The sequence below is a fragment of the Pararhizobium polonicum genome (genome assembly GCF_001687365.1).
GTDB classification, from domain to species: Bacteria; Pseudomonadota; Alphaproteobacteria; order Rhizobiales; family Rhizobiaceae; genus Pararhizobium; species Pararhizobium polonicum.
The window spans coordinates 175,979-192,806 of the sequence record NZ_LGLV01000016.1; the positions used below are offsets into that span (position 1 = coordinate 175,979).

Consider the following 16,828-nt stretch of genomic DNA (forward strand, 5'->3'; position numbering starts at 1 on the left):
GCACGGGCAAATACGCCGGCATCTCTCTGTAACGCCGATGACGCCTGCGGCGGCGGCCTTGCCATGTCGACCGTCCCTCTATCATGCAGCATGTGGGTTTCCCGTCAGACAGACAGGGCGCGGGTTGTTGCGCGCATGTTCCGAACCGTAATAAAGCCAAACCCAATGGCTATTTTTCAACCAAAATGCTCAAAAATAGGTAATGCGGCCAACAATATAGGCATATATATTTCAATATAACGCCTTGAAACTATTATTAATCAATATAAAATCAAGTACGGTCGAGTTTTCCATGTAGAAACCGCACAGATTCTCGCCGGAAATACGGTAATATATGTAATAACATTAGAATATTCTTGAACTTGGCATTTTGCCAGGCGATTTACCGTGGACCCGGATTGAAGCGCTGTTCCTGCCTGGAAGCACACAACAGAGGCCGACTCAAGAAAGGGGAAAAGATGGAACAGCAACTAACCGAGCTTGCCGCAAAGGTGGCAACGCTGGAGGCCAGCGCCGGCTGGATGAAAAAAATCGACATGGAGATATTCTACTGGTGGTGCATCGCCTTGATGTTTGCGATCCATGCCGGTTTTCTCGCCTATGAAATGGGCGCCTCACGCAGCAAGAACGTGCTTGCCTCCGGCATCAAGAACATACTGGCGGTGGCCTTCGTCATTCCCGTGTTTTTCTTCGTCGGATGGTGGATTTACCTGTCTTTTCCGGCGGGCCTCACCCCCGATTTTGAGGCCGGCGCGGCGGGCTTGCCATGGTCGGCATCGATGGGACCGAACCTCACCGATAGCGCTTCCGGCATTTTCTGGGGTGCCTTCGCTCTTTTTGCGGCAACGACCGCTTCCATCCTCTCCGGCGCGGTGATCGAGCGTATTCGCCTTTCCGCCTTCATCATTCTTGCAATCGTACTGGGCGGCGGCGCCTGGATTCTGGCCGCATCCTGGGCATGGCATGGCAGCGGCTGGCTGCTGACACGGTTCGGCTGGCATGATTTCGGCGCAGCCGGGTGCGTACATATGGTCGCCGGGTTCTTCGCGCTCGGTGTCCTGATCAACCTCGGCCCGCGCATCGGCAAATTCGGCCCGAACGTGCAGATCAACGATCTGAGCCCCCACAACCTGCCATTCTCCATCTTCGGCCTGATGCTGATCATCGTCGGTTTCTTCGGCTTCCTCGGCGGCTGCATGATCTATGCCGGCGACGGACAATGGACGAGTATTTTCGGCAATCCGACGACCTTGTCGGCCGTTGCCTTCAACGTGCTGATGTGCTTTGCCGGCGGCATCATCGGTGCATGGCTGATGACGCGCGATCCCTTCTGGATGATGTCCGGTGGACTGGCAGGTATCTTTGCCGCGGCCCCCGGCCTCGACGTCTATTACCCGCCGCTGGCCTTCCTGCTCGGCGTCGGCGGCGGCCTGATCACACCGCTTGCCGATCGCATGCTGCAGAAAATGGGCATCGACGATGCCGTCGGCGCCGTGTCGGTTCACGGTATTGGTGGACTCTGGGGCGTGCTGGCTTTCGGTATCTTCGCCGCCGGCTATCCGCAAACCGTGGAAGGTGCGCCGGATACAAACTTCATGGCACAGCTGATTGGCGCCACGACAATGGCCCTCGTCGGCTTCGTACCCGGATTTCTAGTATCGCTGCTGCTGAAATCCCTTGGCAAGCTGCGCATCCCCGAGAAGGCCGAACTGATGGGAATGGACAAGGCCAAGGTCCCGGTCAAAGCGTACCCGGAAGGCTATTTCGGAACACCATCGAAAGATATTCCCGAGATCGCCGTTCCGGCCGAATGAACAAGGAAAGATGCGCGCCGGCCGATCGGGCCCGGCGCGCAGGATCAACAACGCCGAAAGCTGCACGACAGGGCAGCAGGCACATATGAGAAGGATAGGAACATGGGCTCGCCAATCGCATCCTGGGACGGCGCCGAAGCATATTTCACCGGCTTTGGCGGTTATACGCCGGCATTCTTCCTGATTGCCGCGATTGCATTCACGATCGGCGCGATCGTCTATGGCTCGAAACACGAATCCGAGGCCTACGAGCGCAGCGAACTCGATTAGGCCGAAGGGCGCCGGGATGAAACCATCCCGGCGCTCCAGCCACCATATTGCATCCCTGGTCTATGACGGCCAGACGTCACGACCGCGGCTTCAGCTTCTGCGGATCGTAATGCGCAAACGCCACGATCTTCGCCGGCAGGCGCTTCTGCTGGCCATCGAGCTTGCCGATTTCAACCTCGGTCCCGAGTTCCGAATGCAGCACATCCATCCGCGCCAGCGCGATGGTCTTCTTCAGGAGCGGCGAGCGGGTGGCACTGGTGACGACGCCAACCTGCGCCCGGCCGATATGCACGGTGTCGCCATGGCCGACAGCATCATTGGCATCGATATCCAGCCCGACGAGCTTGTAGCGCGGATTCTCCTTGCGCTTGATCAAGGCCTCGCGGCCGATGAAATCCTCGGTCTTCGATTTCAGCGGCACGGTGAAGCCGATGCCCGCCTCGAACGGATCGGTCTGATCGGAAAAGTCGTAATGGGCAAAGACCAGACCCGCCTCGATGCGCACCATGTCGAGCGCTTCCAGCCCCATCGGCTTCAGCCCGTGTTTCTGCCCCGCCTCCCAGACTGCATCGAACACCGCAAGCGCGTCCTTCGGATGACAGAAGATCTCATAGCCGAGTTCGCCGGTATAGCCCGTGCGTGACACGACGACCGGCGGTCCCTCGAAATGACCGATGCGGCCGACGGCGAAGCGGAACCATTCGAGTTCGCCGATCGCCGGCTGCGACGGTGCTGTCCAGATGATTTCCTTGATGATCTCGCGGCTGTTCGGCCCCTGAACCGCCAGATTGTGCATCTGGTCGGTGGAGGAGCGCACCCAGGCCTTGTAACCCATCTTCTCGGCCTGCTCGCGCAGCCAGATGCCGCTGACGTCATCGCCGCCGATCCAGCGGAAATTGTTTTCCGCCAGCCGGAACACCGTGCCGTCGTCGATCATGCCGCCATTCTCGTAGCACATGGCCGTATAGACCACCTGCCCCGGCGACAGCTTGCGGATATCGCGGGTACAGCAATATTGCAGCAGCGCCTCGGCGTCCGGCCCCGTCACCTCGAATTTCCTGAGCGGCGACAGATCCATCACCACCGCCTTTTCGCGGCAAGCCCAGTATTCCTCGATCGGCCCGTCATTGTTGAAGCGGTTCGGTAGCCAATAGCCGCGATACTCCGTGTGATTGCGGGTGAGCGCCGAGAAGCGCGGATGGAAGGATGTTTCCTGGGTCATTTCGGGCTCTGCATCGGGGGTCATTCGGATGGCGACGGCGCGCGAGAATTTTTGCTTGTCCGAGTAGGTGCGCACATGGATGTCGGTCGGGTTCCATGCATTGGCAGCATCGATATCGTCGGGACAGGAGGAGGAGACGCAGACCAGATCGGTCAGCGCCCGCATCAATACGTAGTCGCCCGGCCGCGACCAGGGCTCGTCGAGATAGAGCTGGTTATGGTGATCAACATTGGTGTTGTAGAAATAGTTGAGCGCTTCCCAGCCCTTGCGCGGCGCAATGCCGTAGGGCGCCAAGGCGTGGTTGAAATTGTCGGTGCAATTGACATGGCCGGGATAGCCCATGTCGTCATAGTAGCGTGAATTGCAGGCAGTGGCGAAGGCATCGTGCCGCCCGACCGTATCCTGCACGATCTCCACCAGCGGCTCGAAATCGCGATCGAACGCCTTGGACGGCAGCCCCGGCATCGGATAACTGCGTCCAAGCAGCGTGCGCGTCACCGTCGCGTCCAGCGCCAGATCCAGCCCCTTGTCGACCTTGCGGGCGGAAAAGGCCTGAAAGTCCGTGCATTGCCGCCCAGCCACGTCGATGATCTGGATGAACTCGCCAGCCCGGACAAAATAGGCAGACGCCCTCGCCGCCTGGATACGCAGATCCTGCACCGGATCGGCCATCGGCTCGGGCAGCATTTCCTCGTAACTGCGATCGATCCGGGCGCGGACGACGCGCAGCTCGAGCGCTGTTGCGGTGTTCTGCAGCTCCGCGTCCATTGGCGGCGCCGGCGCTGCGACGATCAGCAGTCCGTCGAGCGCGATCGTCAATTCGGCGCTGGCGCCCGGCGACCCGCCTTCGCCGAACAGCACCAGTGCCTGCGCACCGGCCAGATCGACATTCCGGCGTTTCAATGCGCCCAGCGTCCGCCTGGCGCTGTCATCGTCCCGGCCAAGAATATCCTGAAGGCCCGTTGCCGGCCTTGAAAACCCGACGCCGAGCCCGGCCGCGTTGAACCGGCCTGCAGCATCGATGAAACTGACCTCGCAGAGCTGCCCGCCTTCGACATCCTTGACGATCATGCGGTCGCCGGCCGCCACCTTGACGACCGTCGTTCCGCGCCCCTTGACACGGTAACGCTCGACACCGGCAGGCAGCGCGGGCATGCCGGGCCGCAGAATCGTGCTCGGCCGTGGCGGCACCAATGTGCCTGCAAATCGTCCGGAATTGGTCATCTCAGCTCCCACCCGATGGCACCGTCGTTTCAGCGATAGATAAGCACCGCCTTATGCACCGGTAATATGGCCAAACTATCCTACGGGAGGCCCCGGGAAGTAAAGAGAGACTTGACCCAGAAGAAAAAAAATTCACTATGAGGATAAGTTTCGGCCCCGAATTTTAGAGCGGGAACAGAGTGACGACACTGCGGAATGCGGGCGCCACTCGGCAATCAGGACCGAAACCCAACCATCAATCAAGGGAACGCGCCGTGGCGCGCCAAGACAAAACTGGTCGAGGAGACTGTTTATGGCATCTATCGTTGAGACCGAGGGGTCGACCGCTGCCTCGAGCAGCGGGTTGATTCGTGCGCTGGACTGGAAAGGAGCTTTCTGGGTCGCCGCCGGCGTACCGCCGCTGGTGCTCTTCTCCATCGGCGGCATCGCAGGCACGACGGGCAAGCTCGCCTTCGTCGTCTGGATCATTTCCATGATCATGGGCTTCCTGCAATCCTTCACCTACGCCGAAATCGCCGGCATGTTCGGCAACAAGTCCGGCGGCGCGTCGATCTACGGCGCCACCGCCTGGCTGCGTTATTCGAAATTCATCGCGCCGTTGTCGGTGTGGTGCAACTGGTTTGCCTGGTCGCCGGTGCTGTCGCTCGGCTGCGCCATTGCGGCAGGCTATATCCTCAATGCCCTGTTCCCCATCCCCGGCGCCGAATCTCCGGCCGTCATGGAATGGATCAACGCCAACATGGCATCGCTGACGGCCGATAGCCCGCGTGTGGCGGAATGGCTGGCGGCCCATGCCGGCAAGACTTCTCAGGATGCCATCTCGGCCCTGCTGTCCACCGACGGCATCGCAGCGCTGACCCCGGCGGTCCGCAGCTGGTCGCTCGTCAGCTTCGATATCCCGTTCCTTGCCAACGCCAACCTCAACGCCACCTTCTTCATCGGCGCCTTCCTGATGCTGGTAATCTTCGCCATCCAGCATCGCGGCATTCAGGGAACGGCCAGCGTCCAGAAATGGCTTGCCATCATCGTTCTCGTACCACTGCTGATCATCGGCCTCTATCCGATCTTCTCCGGCCAGATCGACAGCGCCAACATCACCAACCTCGTGCCGCCGACAGCCGGCTATTCCGGTGTTGACGGCCTCTGGAGCAACGGCGGGTGGACGCTGTTCCTCGGTGGCCTCTATATCGCCGCCTGGTCGACCTACGGCTTCGAGACGGCGGTCTGCTATACCCGCGAACTGAAGAACCCGAAGACCGACACGTTCAAGGCCATCTTCTATTCGGGCCTTCTCTGCTGCCTGTTCTTCTTCCTCATCCCGTTCGCCTTCCAGGGCGTTCTCGGCCATGCGGGCATGCTCGCACCCGGCATCGTCGACGGAACCGGTGTTGCCGAAGCACTGGCGGGCCTCGTCCATGGCGGCCGCATCGTCACCCAGCTGCTCGTCATCCTGATGATCATGGCCCTGTTCCTCGCCATCATGACGGCCATGGCCGGTTCCTCGCGTACCCTCTATCAGGGCTCGAAGGACGGTTGGCTGCCGAAATATCTCGATCATGTCAACGAGCATGGTGCGCCGACCCGCGCCATGTGGACGGACTTCGCCTTCAACCTCATCCTCCTTGCCATCGCCTCGGATGTGGCCGGCTACTTCTTCGTGCTGGCCGTCTCCAACGTCGGCTACATCGTCTTCAACTTCCTCAACCTCAATGCCGGCTGGATCCACCGGATGGATTCCAGCCATATCCAACGCCCGTGGAAGGCACCGACCTGGCTGATCGGCCTCAACACCGTTCTCGCCTTCGTCAACGCGCTGTTCCTCGGCGCCGGCGCCAAGGTCTGGGGCTATTCCAACGCGCTCTGGGTCGGCTTCATCTTCGCCGCCCTCATCCTGCCGGTCTTTGCCTATCGCCATTATGTGCGTGACGGCGGCAAGTTCCCGGCAGGCGCCATGGAAGACCTCGGCCTCGTCGGCCAGGATCTCGGCATCAAGAAAGCCGGCATCCTGCCTTATGTGGCACTGGCCGGCGGTCTCGCCGTGGTGCTAGCGGCAAACTGGTATTTCCAGCTGCCGGTCTGATTGGATCTGAGCGACACCAAGCAGGGCCGCGCATCGAAGGGTGCGCGGCCCTCTCCGTTTTTACACTGCAACTTCAGCCAGTACGGCCGCTCCGCTGGCAAGGTGGCAAACCTCCTGCCCCGTTCGCTGCGCTTGACATGTCCATGGTTTGAACCTGTAATTCCGCTCCCCGTCCGCCGATGCACGGCCAGCAGCGAGTTCCGATCATGACCGATGAAACCCCGGAAACAAAACTGACCCTGTCCAAGCGGCGCTGGGCCGAGGAGGGCAAGTTCCTGACCGGCAGGATCACCCGCGCCGAAACCGACCGCCTGCCGCCCGGCCAGCATCTGGTGAAAAACTGGCCGGTGCTCGATCTCGGCCAGCAGCCGCTGATCTCTCTCGCTGAATGGACACTGCAGATCGTCGGCGCCGTCGAAAACCCGGTGAAGCTCGACTGGAACGCCTTCCACCAGCTGCCACAAAGCGGCAAACTCTCCGATATCCATTGCGTGACGACATGGTCGCGCTACGACAACCGCTGGCAGGGCGTCTCCACCCATGATCTGCTCGATCTGGTGATGCCGAGGCCGCAAGCCAGTTTCGTCATGCTGACCAGCTATGACGGCTACACCACCAATCTGCCGCTTACCGATTTCGCGTCCGAGGACGGCATTCTGGCCACCGCCTGGGAAGGCGAGCCGCTGACGCGCGATCATGGCGGCCCGATGCGCCTGGTCATCCCGCATCTCTATTTCTGGAAGAGCGCCAAATGGCTGCGCCGCATCGAATTCCTCGTCGGGGACCAGGCCGGCTTCTGGGAGAGGAACGGCTATCACATGCTTGGCGACCCCTGGCGCGAACAGCGATATTCCGACGACTGAGCGCTACTAGCCTCGCTCCGCGGCGACCTGCCCTTCCGGACAGTCCGGTTGCGTCTTCTCGCCAACCACCTCGAAAAGTTCCAGCGCCGTCGCCCTGCCCTTGACCTGCGCCTCCCCGAGCGGCCGAAAGGCAATCGCGCCGCCGCATTGCGCCACCACGGCGGCACTCGCCAGGATCCCCGTGCCATAGACCTTGTTCATGCCTTCCAGCCGCGAAGCGACATTCACCGTGTCGCCCATGGCGGTATATTGCAGCCGGTCCTTGGCCCCGACGCTGCCGACCACCGCCGTGCCGGTATGGATACCGAACCGGGTACGCAATTCCGGCAGGCCCCGCGCTTTCAGGCCGGCGTTGAAAACACCAAGCTTCCTCTCGACGGCCAGCGCGCAACGGCAGGCGTTTTCCGCATGGCGGGCGTCGGCGACCGGCGCATTCCACATGGCAAAGACGGAATCGCCGAGAAACTGGATGATCTCGCCGCCATGGGCGCTGACGGTCTCGTTGAAGATGTCGAAATAATCCGACAGCAGCGCAACGACTTCCTCCGGCGTGCGCTGCTCGCTGAGCGTGGTGAAATCGTAGATATCGGTAAACCACGCCGTCACCTCCTGCCGCCGTGCGCCGCGCCCGGCGAACTGGCCGGATTCGATGCCCTTGCGCACCAACTCCTTCGGCACATAGAGCGCGAAGGTGAAGATCGCATCGCGCGCCCGGCTCATCGCCCGGCCGAGCGTCGAGATTTCGGTGACATGCGAGGCGACTTCGCGCGGCGCGGTAAAATCGAGATCCTGCAGCCGGTTGGCGCTGGCGGTCAGCTGACCGAGCGACTGGGTGATCAGCCGGGCCATGAACAGGGCCGCCAGCAGCCCGAGGATGACGATCGCACCGGCAATGGCGAGCCCCTGATACAGGTTGCGATTGGCAGCAGCCGTCAGTTCATCCAGCGGGGCTGCCACCACGGTGCGATGCCCGGACAGCAGCAGAACCGACTTCACCGAAGTCGCCATGATGATGTAGGTGCGGCCGCCGATATCGGCGAAGCTTATCCCGTTGCCCGTCGGCAGGTTGGCCTTGAGGCCGGTGAACAGCGGATCGACGGGCTTTGAAACATCCAGCTCCCCCTTTTCCTTCGGCGCCGTCATGCGGGCCATCAGCCCGCGATCGGAATGCATGATCGGTTTTCCCGCCGCATCGATCACGAAAGCCACGGTGTCGGCAGTCAGTCGCTCGCGCGCCATGAAATCGGTGATCGTGCCGAGGTCAATATCCGCGCCGATGACGATGCCGCCATTGCCGCGATGCGCCTGCGAAATGCTCATGCCGAGAGCACCGGTCGTCACCATCGAATAGGGGCCGGTCACCACCGGCATCGCGCCATTGACCGCTGCCTGATACCAGGGGCGGTTGCGCGGATCGAAGCCGATGGAAAGCAGACGGCGCTCCAGCATCTGATTGCCGTCCTTGTCGAGGAAGATCAGCCGGTTGCTGCGCTCGCCCGTCTCTTCCAGCTGCATCGAACGGACCGCGATTGCCGCTCCGTCCGGCGCGTTAAGAGCGGTGCGCCACGCCTGCGCGCCAAGGTCGACAGCCTGGATGAAATCACCATCGGGATAACCGGCATAGATGCCGTCCAGATTGGCCGACTGGGCGATGATCTCGCGCAACAGCTTGATCTTGTCGCTGATGCGCTCCGGCGGCGGCACCAGAAAAGCATTGGCGATCGACGCGGTGAACCCCACCAGCGCCGTGGTGCGCCCGGAAAGAATACCGAGACGGTCGACCAGCCGATCGGAAAAGGCGCGCATCTCGGCCTCGGCATTGACAAGCGCCGCGTCGCGAGCCCGCACATAGCCGAAACCGACCAGCGTTCCCGATACGGCGATCAGCAGGGCCGCCATCGCAAGGCCCAGCAGCGACCGCAAGGGCCGCGTCCAGACAGGAGGCTGGCCGTTTGCGGCAGGTGCAACCGTTGTTTCCGACATGCTATTGCCTCTGCCCCGAATAGACCAATGAAATCCAAACCTTGGAGTTGAATGGAAGTTATCAGCCGGTGGCCGTTCCGTACAGGAAAACCGCTGCCCTGCTAACGCCGTTCCGCGCTATTGCCCGCCGCGGCAGAGACCTCGGCAGCCGCCTCGCGGATCGTCTGCATCAGGATGGCAAGCGGCATCGAAGGGATGGCGCCCGCCCGCATCGTCAGCCCCACCGGTCCCCTGGTCTCGCTGGTATCGATCGGCAGCGCCGTAAGCGTCCCGTCCTCGATGTCACCGGCAACGACCCCGGTTGAAATGATCCAGATGGCATCGCTCGCCCGCACGAAGGCCCGTCCGAAGGAATCGGAGACTGTCTCGATCTGGTTCGGCAGGCTGGCAATGCCGTTGGCGATCAGATAGCGCTCGACGAAGGGGCGGATAATCGAGGCGCGCGTCGGCATCAGCACGGGGTAGACACCGAGATTGTCGAACACCGATTGCTGGGCCGAAAGCAGGGGATGCCCCGTGCGCACGACGAAGACGACCTGTTCGGAATAGAGATGCTCGAAGGAAAAACCGGTCATCTGCTCGGGCGCCGCCAACCGCCCCACCACCAGATCGAGATCGCCGACCCGCAACTGCTCCAGCAAAACCGCATTCTCGCCGGTGACGATCTTGATGCGGCTGCCGGTTTCCTCCTTCAGGAAATGCGCCATGGCCCGCGGCATGATGCGTGCCGAAACGGTCGGAAGCGCACCGATCCTGACCGGCGGGCCATCGCCGGAACGCTCCTGCGAGACGGAATCGAGCCCTTGCCGCAACGCTGTCAGCGCCGCACCCGCATGCCGCAGGAAAACCTCGCCATAGCGGGTGATCCGGATGCCGCGGCCGTCGCGCTCGAACACAGCGACACCCAGAACCTCTTCCAGTTCGCGGATGGTCTTGGTCACCGCCGGCTGGCTGACATGCAGCAGTCCGGCCGCCTTCATGACACTCTTCTGCCGGGCAACCTCGACAAAGGTCTGCAAATGGCGGAATTTCACGCGTGCGTCTATCATCGGAATTCATAACTCATGAGTTAATGATAGGCGATAAAATGTCATTTTACCAAACCAGATGAAAGTTCCAATCTGGGATGGAGGAGAATTTCAGTGCAGTTTGCCCGCATCAACGACATCACGCTTCACTATCAGATCATCGGCGCATCCAATGACAAGCCGGTGCTGGTCTTTGCCAATTCGCTCGGCACGGATTTCCGCATCTGGCGCGACGTGATCGTGCGGTTCGCCGGCGATTTCGCCATCGTCCTCTACGACAAGCGCGGCCACGGCCTCTCCGATGTCGGCGATATCCCCGGCTCAATGGACCTGCATGTGGCCGATCTCGCCGGCCTGCTCGATCTTCTGGCGGTCAAGCAGGCAATCATCTGCGGCCTTTCGGTCGGCGGCCTGATCGCGCAGGGGCTTTATGCCACCCGGCCAGATCTGGTGCGCGCGCTCATCCTCTGCGACACCGCCCACAAGATCGGTACCGCCGAATCATGGAACGCGCGCATCGCCACGGTCGAGCAGAACGGCATCGCCAGCATTGCCGATGCCGTGCTCGAAAAGTGGTTTACACCCGCCTTCCGCCGCCCGGAAAACAACGCCTATCACGGCTACCGCAACATGCTGACCCGCCAGCCGGTCACCGGCTATGCCGGGACCTGCGCCGCGATCCGCGATGCCGACTTCACCGAGGCGGCAAAACGCATCGCCGTCCCGGCGATCTGCATCGTCGGCGATCAGGACGGTTCGACGCCGCCCGATCTCGTCCTGTCGACCGCAAAGCTCATCCCCGGTGCGCGCTACGAAGTCATCAAGGATGCCGGCCACATCCCTTGCGTCGAACAGCCGGAGGCGCTGACGGCCGTGATGCGCGCCTTCATCGATATCGTCCTGACTGGAGAAACAGCCCATGAGTGATGCCGCTGCGCCATCCCAACGCTACAGCCAGGGGATCGTCACCCGCCGCGCCGTGCTGGGCGACCGCCATGTCGACCGGGCGCAATCCACGACCACCGATTTCGACCGGCCGTTTCAGGAACTGATCACCGAGACGGCCTGGGGCAATGTCTGGTCGCGGCCCACCTGGACGAAGCGCGAGCGTTCGATGGTGACGATCGCGCTGCTGGCAGCGCTCGGCCATGACGAGGAGGTGGCCATGCATGTGCGCGCCACCGCCAATACCGGTGCCAGCCGCGACGATATCGGCGAGGCGCTGCTACATGTGGCGATCTATGCCGGCGTTCCCGCCGCCAACCGCGCCATCAAGATCGCCAAACAGGTTTTCGAACAGATGGACGCCGAACAGGCGGCTTGAGGCAAACAAACATGTCCGATTTTTCCAATGGCAAACCCGAGACCGGCGCCTTCTTCCAGCGCGACCGCGCCTGGCATGCCCCAGCACTGACACCCGGCTACAAGACCTCGGTGCTGCGCTCGCCGCAAAAGGCGCTGCTGTCGCTTGATGGTACCATTTCGGAAATCACCGGCCCGGTCTTCGGCCATTCCATCCTCGGCGAGCTCGACAACGACCTCATCCACAATTTTGCCAAGCCCGGCGAAAGCGCCATCGGCGAGCGCATCATCGTCCATGGCCGGGTGCTGGACGAGCGCGGCAAGCCGGTTCCCGGCGCGCTGCTGGAATTCTGGCAGGCCAATGCCGGCGGGCGTTATCGCCACAAGAAGGAAACCTATCTCGCGCCGCTCGATCCGAATTTCGGTGGCTGCGGCCGCACCATCACCGGCGAGGACGGCACCTACCGCTTCCGCACCGTCAAGCCCGGCCCCTATCCCTGGCCGAACGGCGTCAACGACTGGCGCCCGGCGCATATCCATTTCTCCGTCTTCGGCCACGGCTTCGCCCAACGGCTGATCACCCAGATGTATTTCGAAGGTGATCCGATGATCTGGAAATGTCCGATCGTCACGACCATTCCGGATCGTGCCGCCATCGAACAGCTGATCGCCCCGCTCGACTGGGCCAACACCATTCCGATGGATGCCCGCGCCTACAAGTTCGACATCGTGCTCAGAGGCCGCCGCTCGACGCTGTTTGAAAACCGGCTGGAGGGCAACTGATGACCCAGGATCTGGGCTACCTCAAGGAATCCCCATCGCAAACCGCCGGTCCCTACGTCCATATCGGCTGCACCCCGAATTTCGCCGGTATCACCGGTGTCTACGAGGCCGATCTCGGCACCGTCATGGTCAACGACAAGACGCTCGGCGAACGCATCACCGTGCGCGGCCGTGTCTTCGATGGTGCCGGCACACCGCTGAAGGATGCGCTGGTCGAGATCTGGCAGGCGGATGCGGCCGGCCTCTACAACAGCCCGTCCGAACTGCGCGGCACGGCTGATCCGAATTTCGCCGGCTGGGGCCGCTGCCCGACCAGCACTGAGGACGGCATCTTCACATTCGAAACGGTGAAACCCGGCCGCGCGCCCTACAGGGACGGCCGGAAAATGGCGCCGCACATCACGTTCTGGATCGCTGCGCGCGGCATCAATATCGGCCTGCACACCCGCATGTATTTCGCCGACGAGGCGGAGGCGAACGCCGAGGACCCGCTGCTTGCCCGCATCGAGCATCGCCACCGGGTTGCCACGCTGGTCGCGCCGCGCGAGGGATCGGTCTATACGTTCGACATCCACCTGCAGGGGGAAAAAGAAACCGTATTCCTCGACATCTAGGGACTGCCTCAAGGAAACCTATGACCGCGTCGGCTTTCGATCATCCCTACCTCTCGGGCCTTCTGGGCGACGAGGACATTGCCGCATTCTTCTCGGCAGACGCCGATATCCGCGCCATGCTGCGTTTCGAGGCAGCGCTGGCGAAGGCCGAGGCCCGGCACGGCATCATACCGGACGCGACGGCAATTGAGATCGCCGCTGCCTGCGGCACGTTTCGACCGGATATGTTGGCGCTGCGGCGCGGTGTCGGAACCGATGGCGTGGTCGTCCCGGAACTCGTGCGCCAGCTGCGCAAGGCGGTTGGCGGGCAAGCGGCAGAAAACATCCATGTCGGCGCCACCAGCCAGGACGTGATCGACACCAGCCTGATGCTGCGCCTGAAGGATATCGACATGGTGCTATCAGGCAGGCTATCGACCCTGCTCGGCCTTTTCGACGCGCTCACCCACCGCTTTGGCTCCAACCGGCTGATGGGACACACGCGGATGCAGGCTGCGATCCCGATCACGGTCGCCGATCGCCTTGCAACATGGTCCTCGCCGTTGGCGGATTATCGCGACCGGCTGGTGCATATGCAGGCAACCGCATTTCCGCTGCAGTTCGGCGGGGCAGCCGGCACGCTCGACAAGCTGGGCAACAAAGCCGCCGCCGTTCGGGCAACGCTCGCCGAAACCCTCGGCCTCGCCGACCGCCCGCAATGGCAGAGCCAGCGCACCGCCATCGCCGACATAGCCCATATCCTGTCCCTGATCACCGGAAGCCTCGGCAAATTCGGCCAGGACATCGCCCTCCTTGCCCAGGCCGGCAACGAAATCCAACTCTCCGGCGGCGGTGGCTCCTCAGCCATGGCGCACAAGCAAAATCCGGTGGCGGCCGAAACACTCGTCTCCCTCGCCCGCTTCAATGCCGTGCAGCTCTCCGGCATCCACCAGTCGATAGTCCACGAACAGGAACGCTCGGGCGCCGCATGGACGCTGGAATGGATGACCCTGCCGCAGATGGTGATGGCATGCGGTGCGAGTACGCGCGTGGGTTTAGCGCTCGCCGGGCAGATCGAGCGGTTGGGCGGTTAGCCCCGAACTGCGGAGACCGCCTTCATCTCACCGTTGGGAGACGGCAGCTTGCGTCAATTGCAATGCATCCTCTTGCAAACTACGATTGCAAGCCTGCGCCAGATGGTATCGAAGGCAGGAGGTCTGATGCTTCACAGATATTGGTTTCGTTTTCTTCCCTCAGAAGAAGCCTCGGTGTTAAACTTGGGATGCGGAGTGACGGCGTATAGTACCAGTGACGCCGAACAGATGATCCATGCCCTGGTCTTTCCTCTTTTCGGCGAAAGAGAAATCGAAAAAATTGTCGAGGATATCGACGTGCGGAGTTTGGAGGAAAACCATGTCCGTCCGAACATGGGAAACCCTGCTGCAAGAGGCGTTTGGTTCCCATTGATACAATAGCCTGCCATCAGGTCATCGACGACCACTTCAGGCCAGCAGCGGCCCCTCGCCTTAATATCGAAGTGGAGCCAGTTGCATCAGATCGGGGCTCAACTGGCCCCGATCTATCTCGGCTTTTAGCCCCTCAGTTCGACTTGTTCTTGAACGGCTTGCGCTTGGCGCCATCAGCACCCGGCTTGTCGAACTTGGGCTTATCGAATTTCGGCTTGTCGAAACCGGGCTTGCCGGCCTTCTTCACCCAGGGCTTGCTGTCGGTCTTTTCAGCCGGGCGGTGATCGGCCTTCGCAAAATCGGGTTTGCCCTCGAACTTGCGCTTGGGCTTCTCGCCGTTCCAGTCGGCAGTTTTGGCCGGATAGGGCTTCTTGCCGGCAAAGCCGCCGGAGAGGTTCGGCATGCCGTCGAGCTGCGTCACGACGATGCCCTTTTCGAGCGAGCGCTTCGGGCCGATGGCCTCGACGAAGCGATCCACCCATTCGCGGGCGATCTCGACATAGGTTTCCTCGGTCTGCATCTTGATGGCGCCGATTTCCTGCTTGGTAATCTTGCCGATGCGGCAGAGCATCGGGATCAGCCAGCGCGGCTCGACATTCTGCTTGCGGCCGGCCGAAAGCGAAAACCAGACGCTGTCGCCGAAATCGCCACGCGGCGCACGCGGTTCGCTGCGTTCCGGACGGTCGCCACGGTCCGGGCGGTCACCGGACGGCGTGTAGTTCGGCGTATCCATCAGGTCTTCCGGAGCGGAGCGTCCGGCACGGGCCTGCCGCAGGAAAGCGGCAGCCACCTGCTCGGCCCCATGCTTCTCCAGAAGTTCGCGGATGAAATCGGCCTCGTCGGGCGTGATCGTTTCGGTCAGCGCCGGATCGGCCAGAACCCGCTCGTCATCGCGGCGGCTGACGTCGTCGGCCGATGGCGGCCGTGCCCAGTCGGCATTGATATTGGCGTCGCGCAGCAGGCGCTCGGCCTTGCGCCGCGCGCTGTTCGGTACGATGAGCGCGCTGACGCCCTTGCGGCCGGCACGGCCGGTGCGCCCGCTTCTGTGCAGCAGCGTATCGGGATTGGTCGGCAGATCGGCGTGGATGACCAGTTCGAGGCCCGGCAAGTCGATACCGCGCGCCGCGACGTCGGTCGCGATGCAGACGCGGGCGCGTCCGTCGCGCATCGCCTGCAGCGCGTGCGTGCGCTCGTTCTGGCTGAGTTCGCCGGACATGGCGACGACCGAGAAGCCGCGATTGTTGAAGCGCGCGGTCAGGTGATTGACGGCCGCACGGGTCGAGCAGAACACCAGCGCGTTCTTGGCTTCATAGAAGCGCAGCACGTTGATAATCGCATTTTCGCGATCGGACGGGGCAACGGTCAGTGCCCGGTATTCGATGTCGAGATGCTGCTTCTGCTCGGCCTGCGTGGTGATGCGGACGGCGTCGCGCTGGTAGCTCTTGGCCAGATTGGCGATCGAGCGCGGCACGGTGGCTGAAAACATCAGCGTGCGCCGCTCGGCCGGTGCAGCCTCGAGAATGAATTCGAGGTCTTCGCGGAAGCCGAGGTCGAGCATCTCGTCGGCCTCGTCGAGAACGACGGCCTTCAGCGACGACATGTCGAGGCCGTTGCGGCGGATATGGTCGCAGAGGCGGCCGGGTGTTCCGACGACGATGTGAGCGCCGCGATCGAGCGCGCGCCGCTCGCTGCGCATGTCCATGCCACCGACGCAGGAAGCGACGGTCGCGCCGGTCAGCTCATAGAGCCATTCCAGCTCGCGCTTGACCTGAAGCGCCAGTTCACGGGTCGGCGCGACGGCGAGCGCCAGCGGCGCTCCTGCCTGGCCGAAGCGGTCCTTGCCTTCCAGCAGCGTCGAGGCGAGCGCCAGGCCGAAGGCCACGGTCTTTCCCGATCCGGTCTGCGCCGAGACCAATGCGTCCCGTCCTTCGAGTTCAGGGCCGAGAACAGCCTTCTGAACCGGCGTCAACTCTGAATAACCGCGCTTGCTCAATGCCTGAGCGATCGCCGGAGCGATGCCGTCTAACTCTACCATATGTTTATCTTTCGGAATTCGGATGTCGTGCGCTCCTCGGTCGATGAGGGTAAGCGCAGTCCCCGCGGCCGGCACGTCGCCAGCCAATACATGCGCGCCCTCTTACTGTGCCTGAGGGGAATTGTACAGAGCGCAACGCTGCTGCCGCTAAAAACGCCGCGCGAA

The 16,828-nt window shown here is 62.2% G+C and carries 14 protein-coding genes; 10 read left to right on the forward strand and 4 right to left on the reverse strand.

The features are described from left to right. Positions 1–458 precede the first annotated feature (458 nt). Together ADU59_RS23830 and ADU59_RS30935 are read left to right on the forward strand one after the other, a co-directional pair. On the forward strand, positions 459–1,814 hold the full coding sequence (locus tag ADU59_RS23830) for an ammonium transporter (RefSeq protein WP_068957259.1): 1,356 nt from the start codon (positions 459–461) through the stop codon (positions 1,812–1,814). Positions 1,815–1,916: 102 nt separating this feature from the next. Continuing rightward, entirely contained in the window at positions 1,917–2,084 is a 168-nt protein-coding gene (locus ADU59_RS30935; RefSeq protein ID WP_162843358.1) for a hypothetical protein, read from the forward strand. 76 nt (positions 2,085–2,160) lie between these two features. Here the strand turns inward: ADU59_RS30935 and ADU59_RS23835 are convergent, their stop codons facing one another. Further along, positions 2,161–4,530: a trimethylamine N-oxide demethylase gene (locus ADU59_RS23835; RefSeq protein ID WP_068957262.1), complete on the reverse strand. Its 2,370-nt coding sequence runs from the start codon at positions 4,528–4,530 to the stop codon at positions 2,161–2,163. Between the two features lie 292 nt (positions 4,531–4,822). Here ADU59_RS23835 and ADU59_RS23840 point away from each other — a divergent pair, with 292 nt between their 5' ends. Both ADU59_RS23840 and ADU59_RS23845 read left to right on the forward strand, forming a co-directional pair. Next, a complete protein-coding gene (locus ADU59_RS23840) occupies positions 4,823–6,610 on the forward strand; it encodes a trimethylamine N-oxide permease (RefSeq protein WP_068957264.1) in 1,788 nt (595 codons plus the stop codon). Positions 6,611–6,813: 203 nt separating this feature from the next. Next, the gene (locus ADU59_RS23845; protein WP_162493791.1) at positions 6,814–7,473 is read left to right on the forward strand and encodes a sulfite oxidase-like oxidoreductase; all 660 of its coding nucleotides are present in this window, start codon (positions 6,814–6,816) and stop codon (positions 7,471–7,473) included. A gap of 6 nt (positions 7,474–7,479) precedes the next feature. On the opposite strand, the gene ADU59_RS23850 is transcribed toward ADU59_RS23845, so the two are convergent. Both ADU59_RS23850 and pcaQ read right to left on the reverse strand, forming a co-directional pair. Further along, entirely contained in the window at positions 7,480–9,456 is a 1,977-nt protein-coding gene (locus ADU59_RS23850) for an adenylate/guanylate cyclase domain-containing protein (RefSeq protein ID WP_068957266.1), read from the reverse strand. Between the two features lie 101 nt (positions 9,457–9,557). After that, a complete protein-coding gene (gene pcaQ / locus ADU59_RS23855) occupies positions 9,558–10,505 on the reverse strand; it encodes a pca operon transcription factor PcaQ (RefSeq protein WP_068957268.1) in 948 nt (315 codons plus the stop codon). A 93-nt stretch (positions 10,506–10,598) separates the two neighbouring features. Between pcaQ and pcaD the strand changes: the two genes are divergently transcribed. From pcaD to ADU59_RS23885, 6 genes are read left to right on the forward strand one after another with little or no spacing between them, the layout of a single operon-like run. Next, positions 10,599–11,411 carry a 3-oxoadipate enol-lactonase gene (pcaD, locus tag ADU59_RS23860; RefSeq protein ID WP_068957270.1) on the forward strand — a complete coding sequence of 271 codons (813 nt, stop codon included), beginning with the start codon at positions 10,599–10,601 and terminating at the stop codon, positions 11,409–11,411. Next, a complete protein-coding gene (pcaC, locus tag ADU59_RS23865) occupies positions 11,404–11,808 on the forward strand; it encodes a 4-carboxymuconolactone decarboxylase (RefSeq protein ID WP_068957272.1) in 405 nt (134 codons plus the stop codon). Before pcaD ends, pcaC begins: the two co-directional genes overlap by 8 nt. A gap of 11 nt (positions 11,809–11,819) precedes the next feature. Then, entirely contained in the window at positions 11,820–12,569 is a 750-nt protein-coding gene (pcaH, locus tag ADU59_RS23870) for a protocatechuate 3,4-dioxygenase subunit beta (protein WP_068957274.1), read from the forward strand. Then, complete coding sequence (gene pcaG, locus ADU59_RS23875) at positions 12,569–13,183, forward strand: protocatechuate 3,4-dioxygenase subunit alpha (protein WP_068957276.1); 615 nt, start codon at positions 12,569–12,571, stop codon at positions 13,181–13,183. Before pcaH ends, pcaG begins: the two co-directional genes overlap by 1 nt. Positions 13,184–13,203: 20 nt before the next feature. After that, positions 13,204–14,256 (forward strand): 3-carboxy-cis,cis-muconate cycloisomerase, encoded by a 1,053-nt coding sequence (locus ADU59_RS23880; protein WP_068957277.1) that lies wholly within the window; start codon positions 13,204–13,206, stop codon positions 14,254–14,256. Between the two features lie 48 nt (positions 14,257–14,304). After that, complete coding sequence (locus ADU59_RS23885; protein ID WP_139093213.1) at positions 14,305–14,637, forward strand: hypothetical protein; 333 nt, start codon at positions 14,305–14,307, stop codon at positions 14,635–14,637. Between the two features lie 124 nt (positions 14,638–14,761). Here ADU59_RS23885 and ADU59_RS23890 read toward each other — a convergent pair whose 3' ends face one another. After that, positions 14,762–16,663: a DEAD/DEAH box helicase gene (locus ADU59_RS23890; RefSeq protein ID WP_068957281.1), complete on the reverse strand. Its 1,902-nt coding sequence runs from the start codon at positions 16,661–16,663 to the stop codon at positions 14,762–14,764. Positions 16,664–16,828 lie beyond the last annotated feature (165 nt).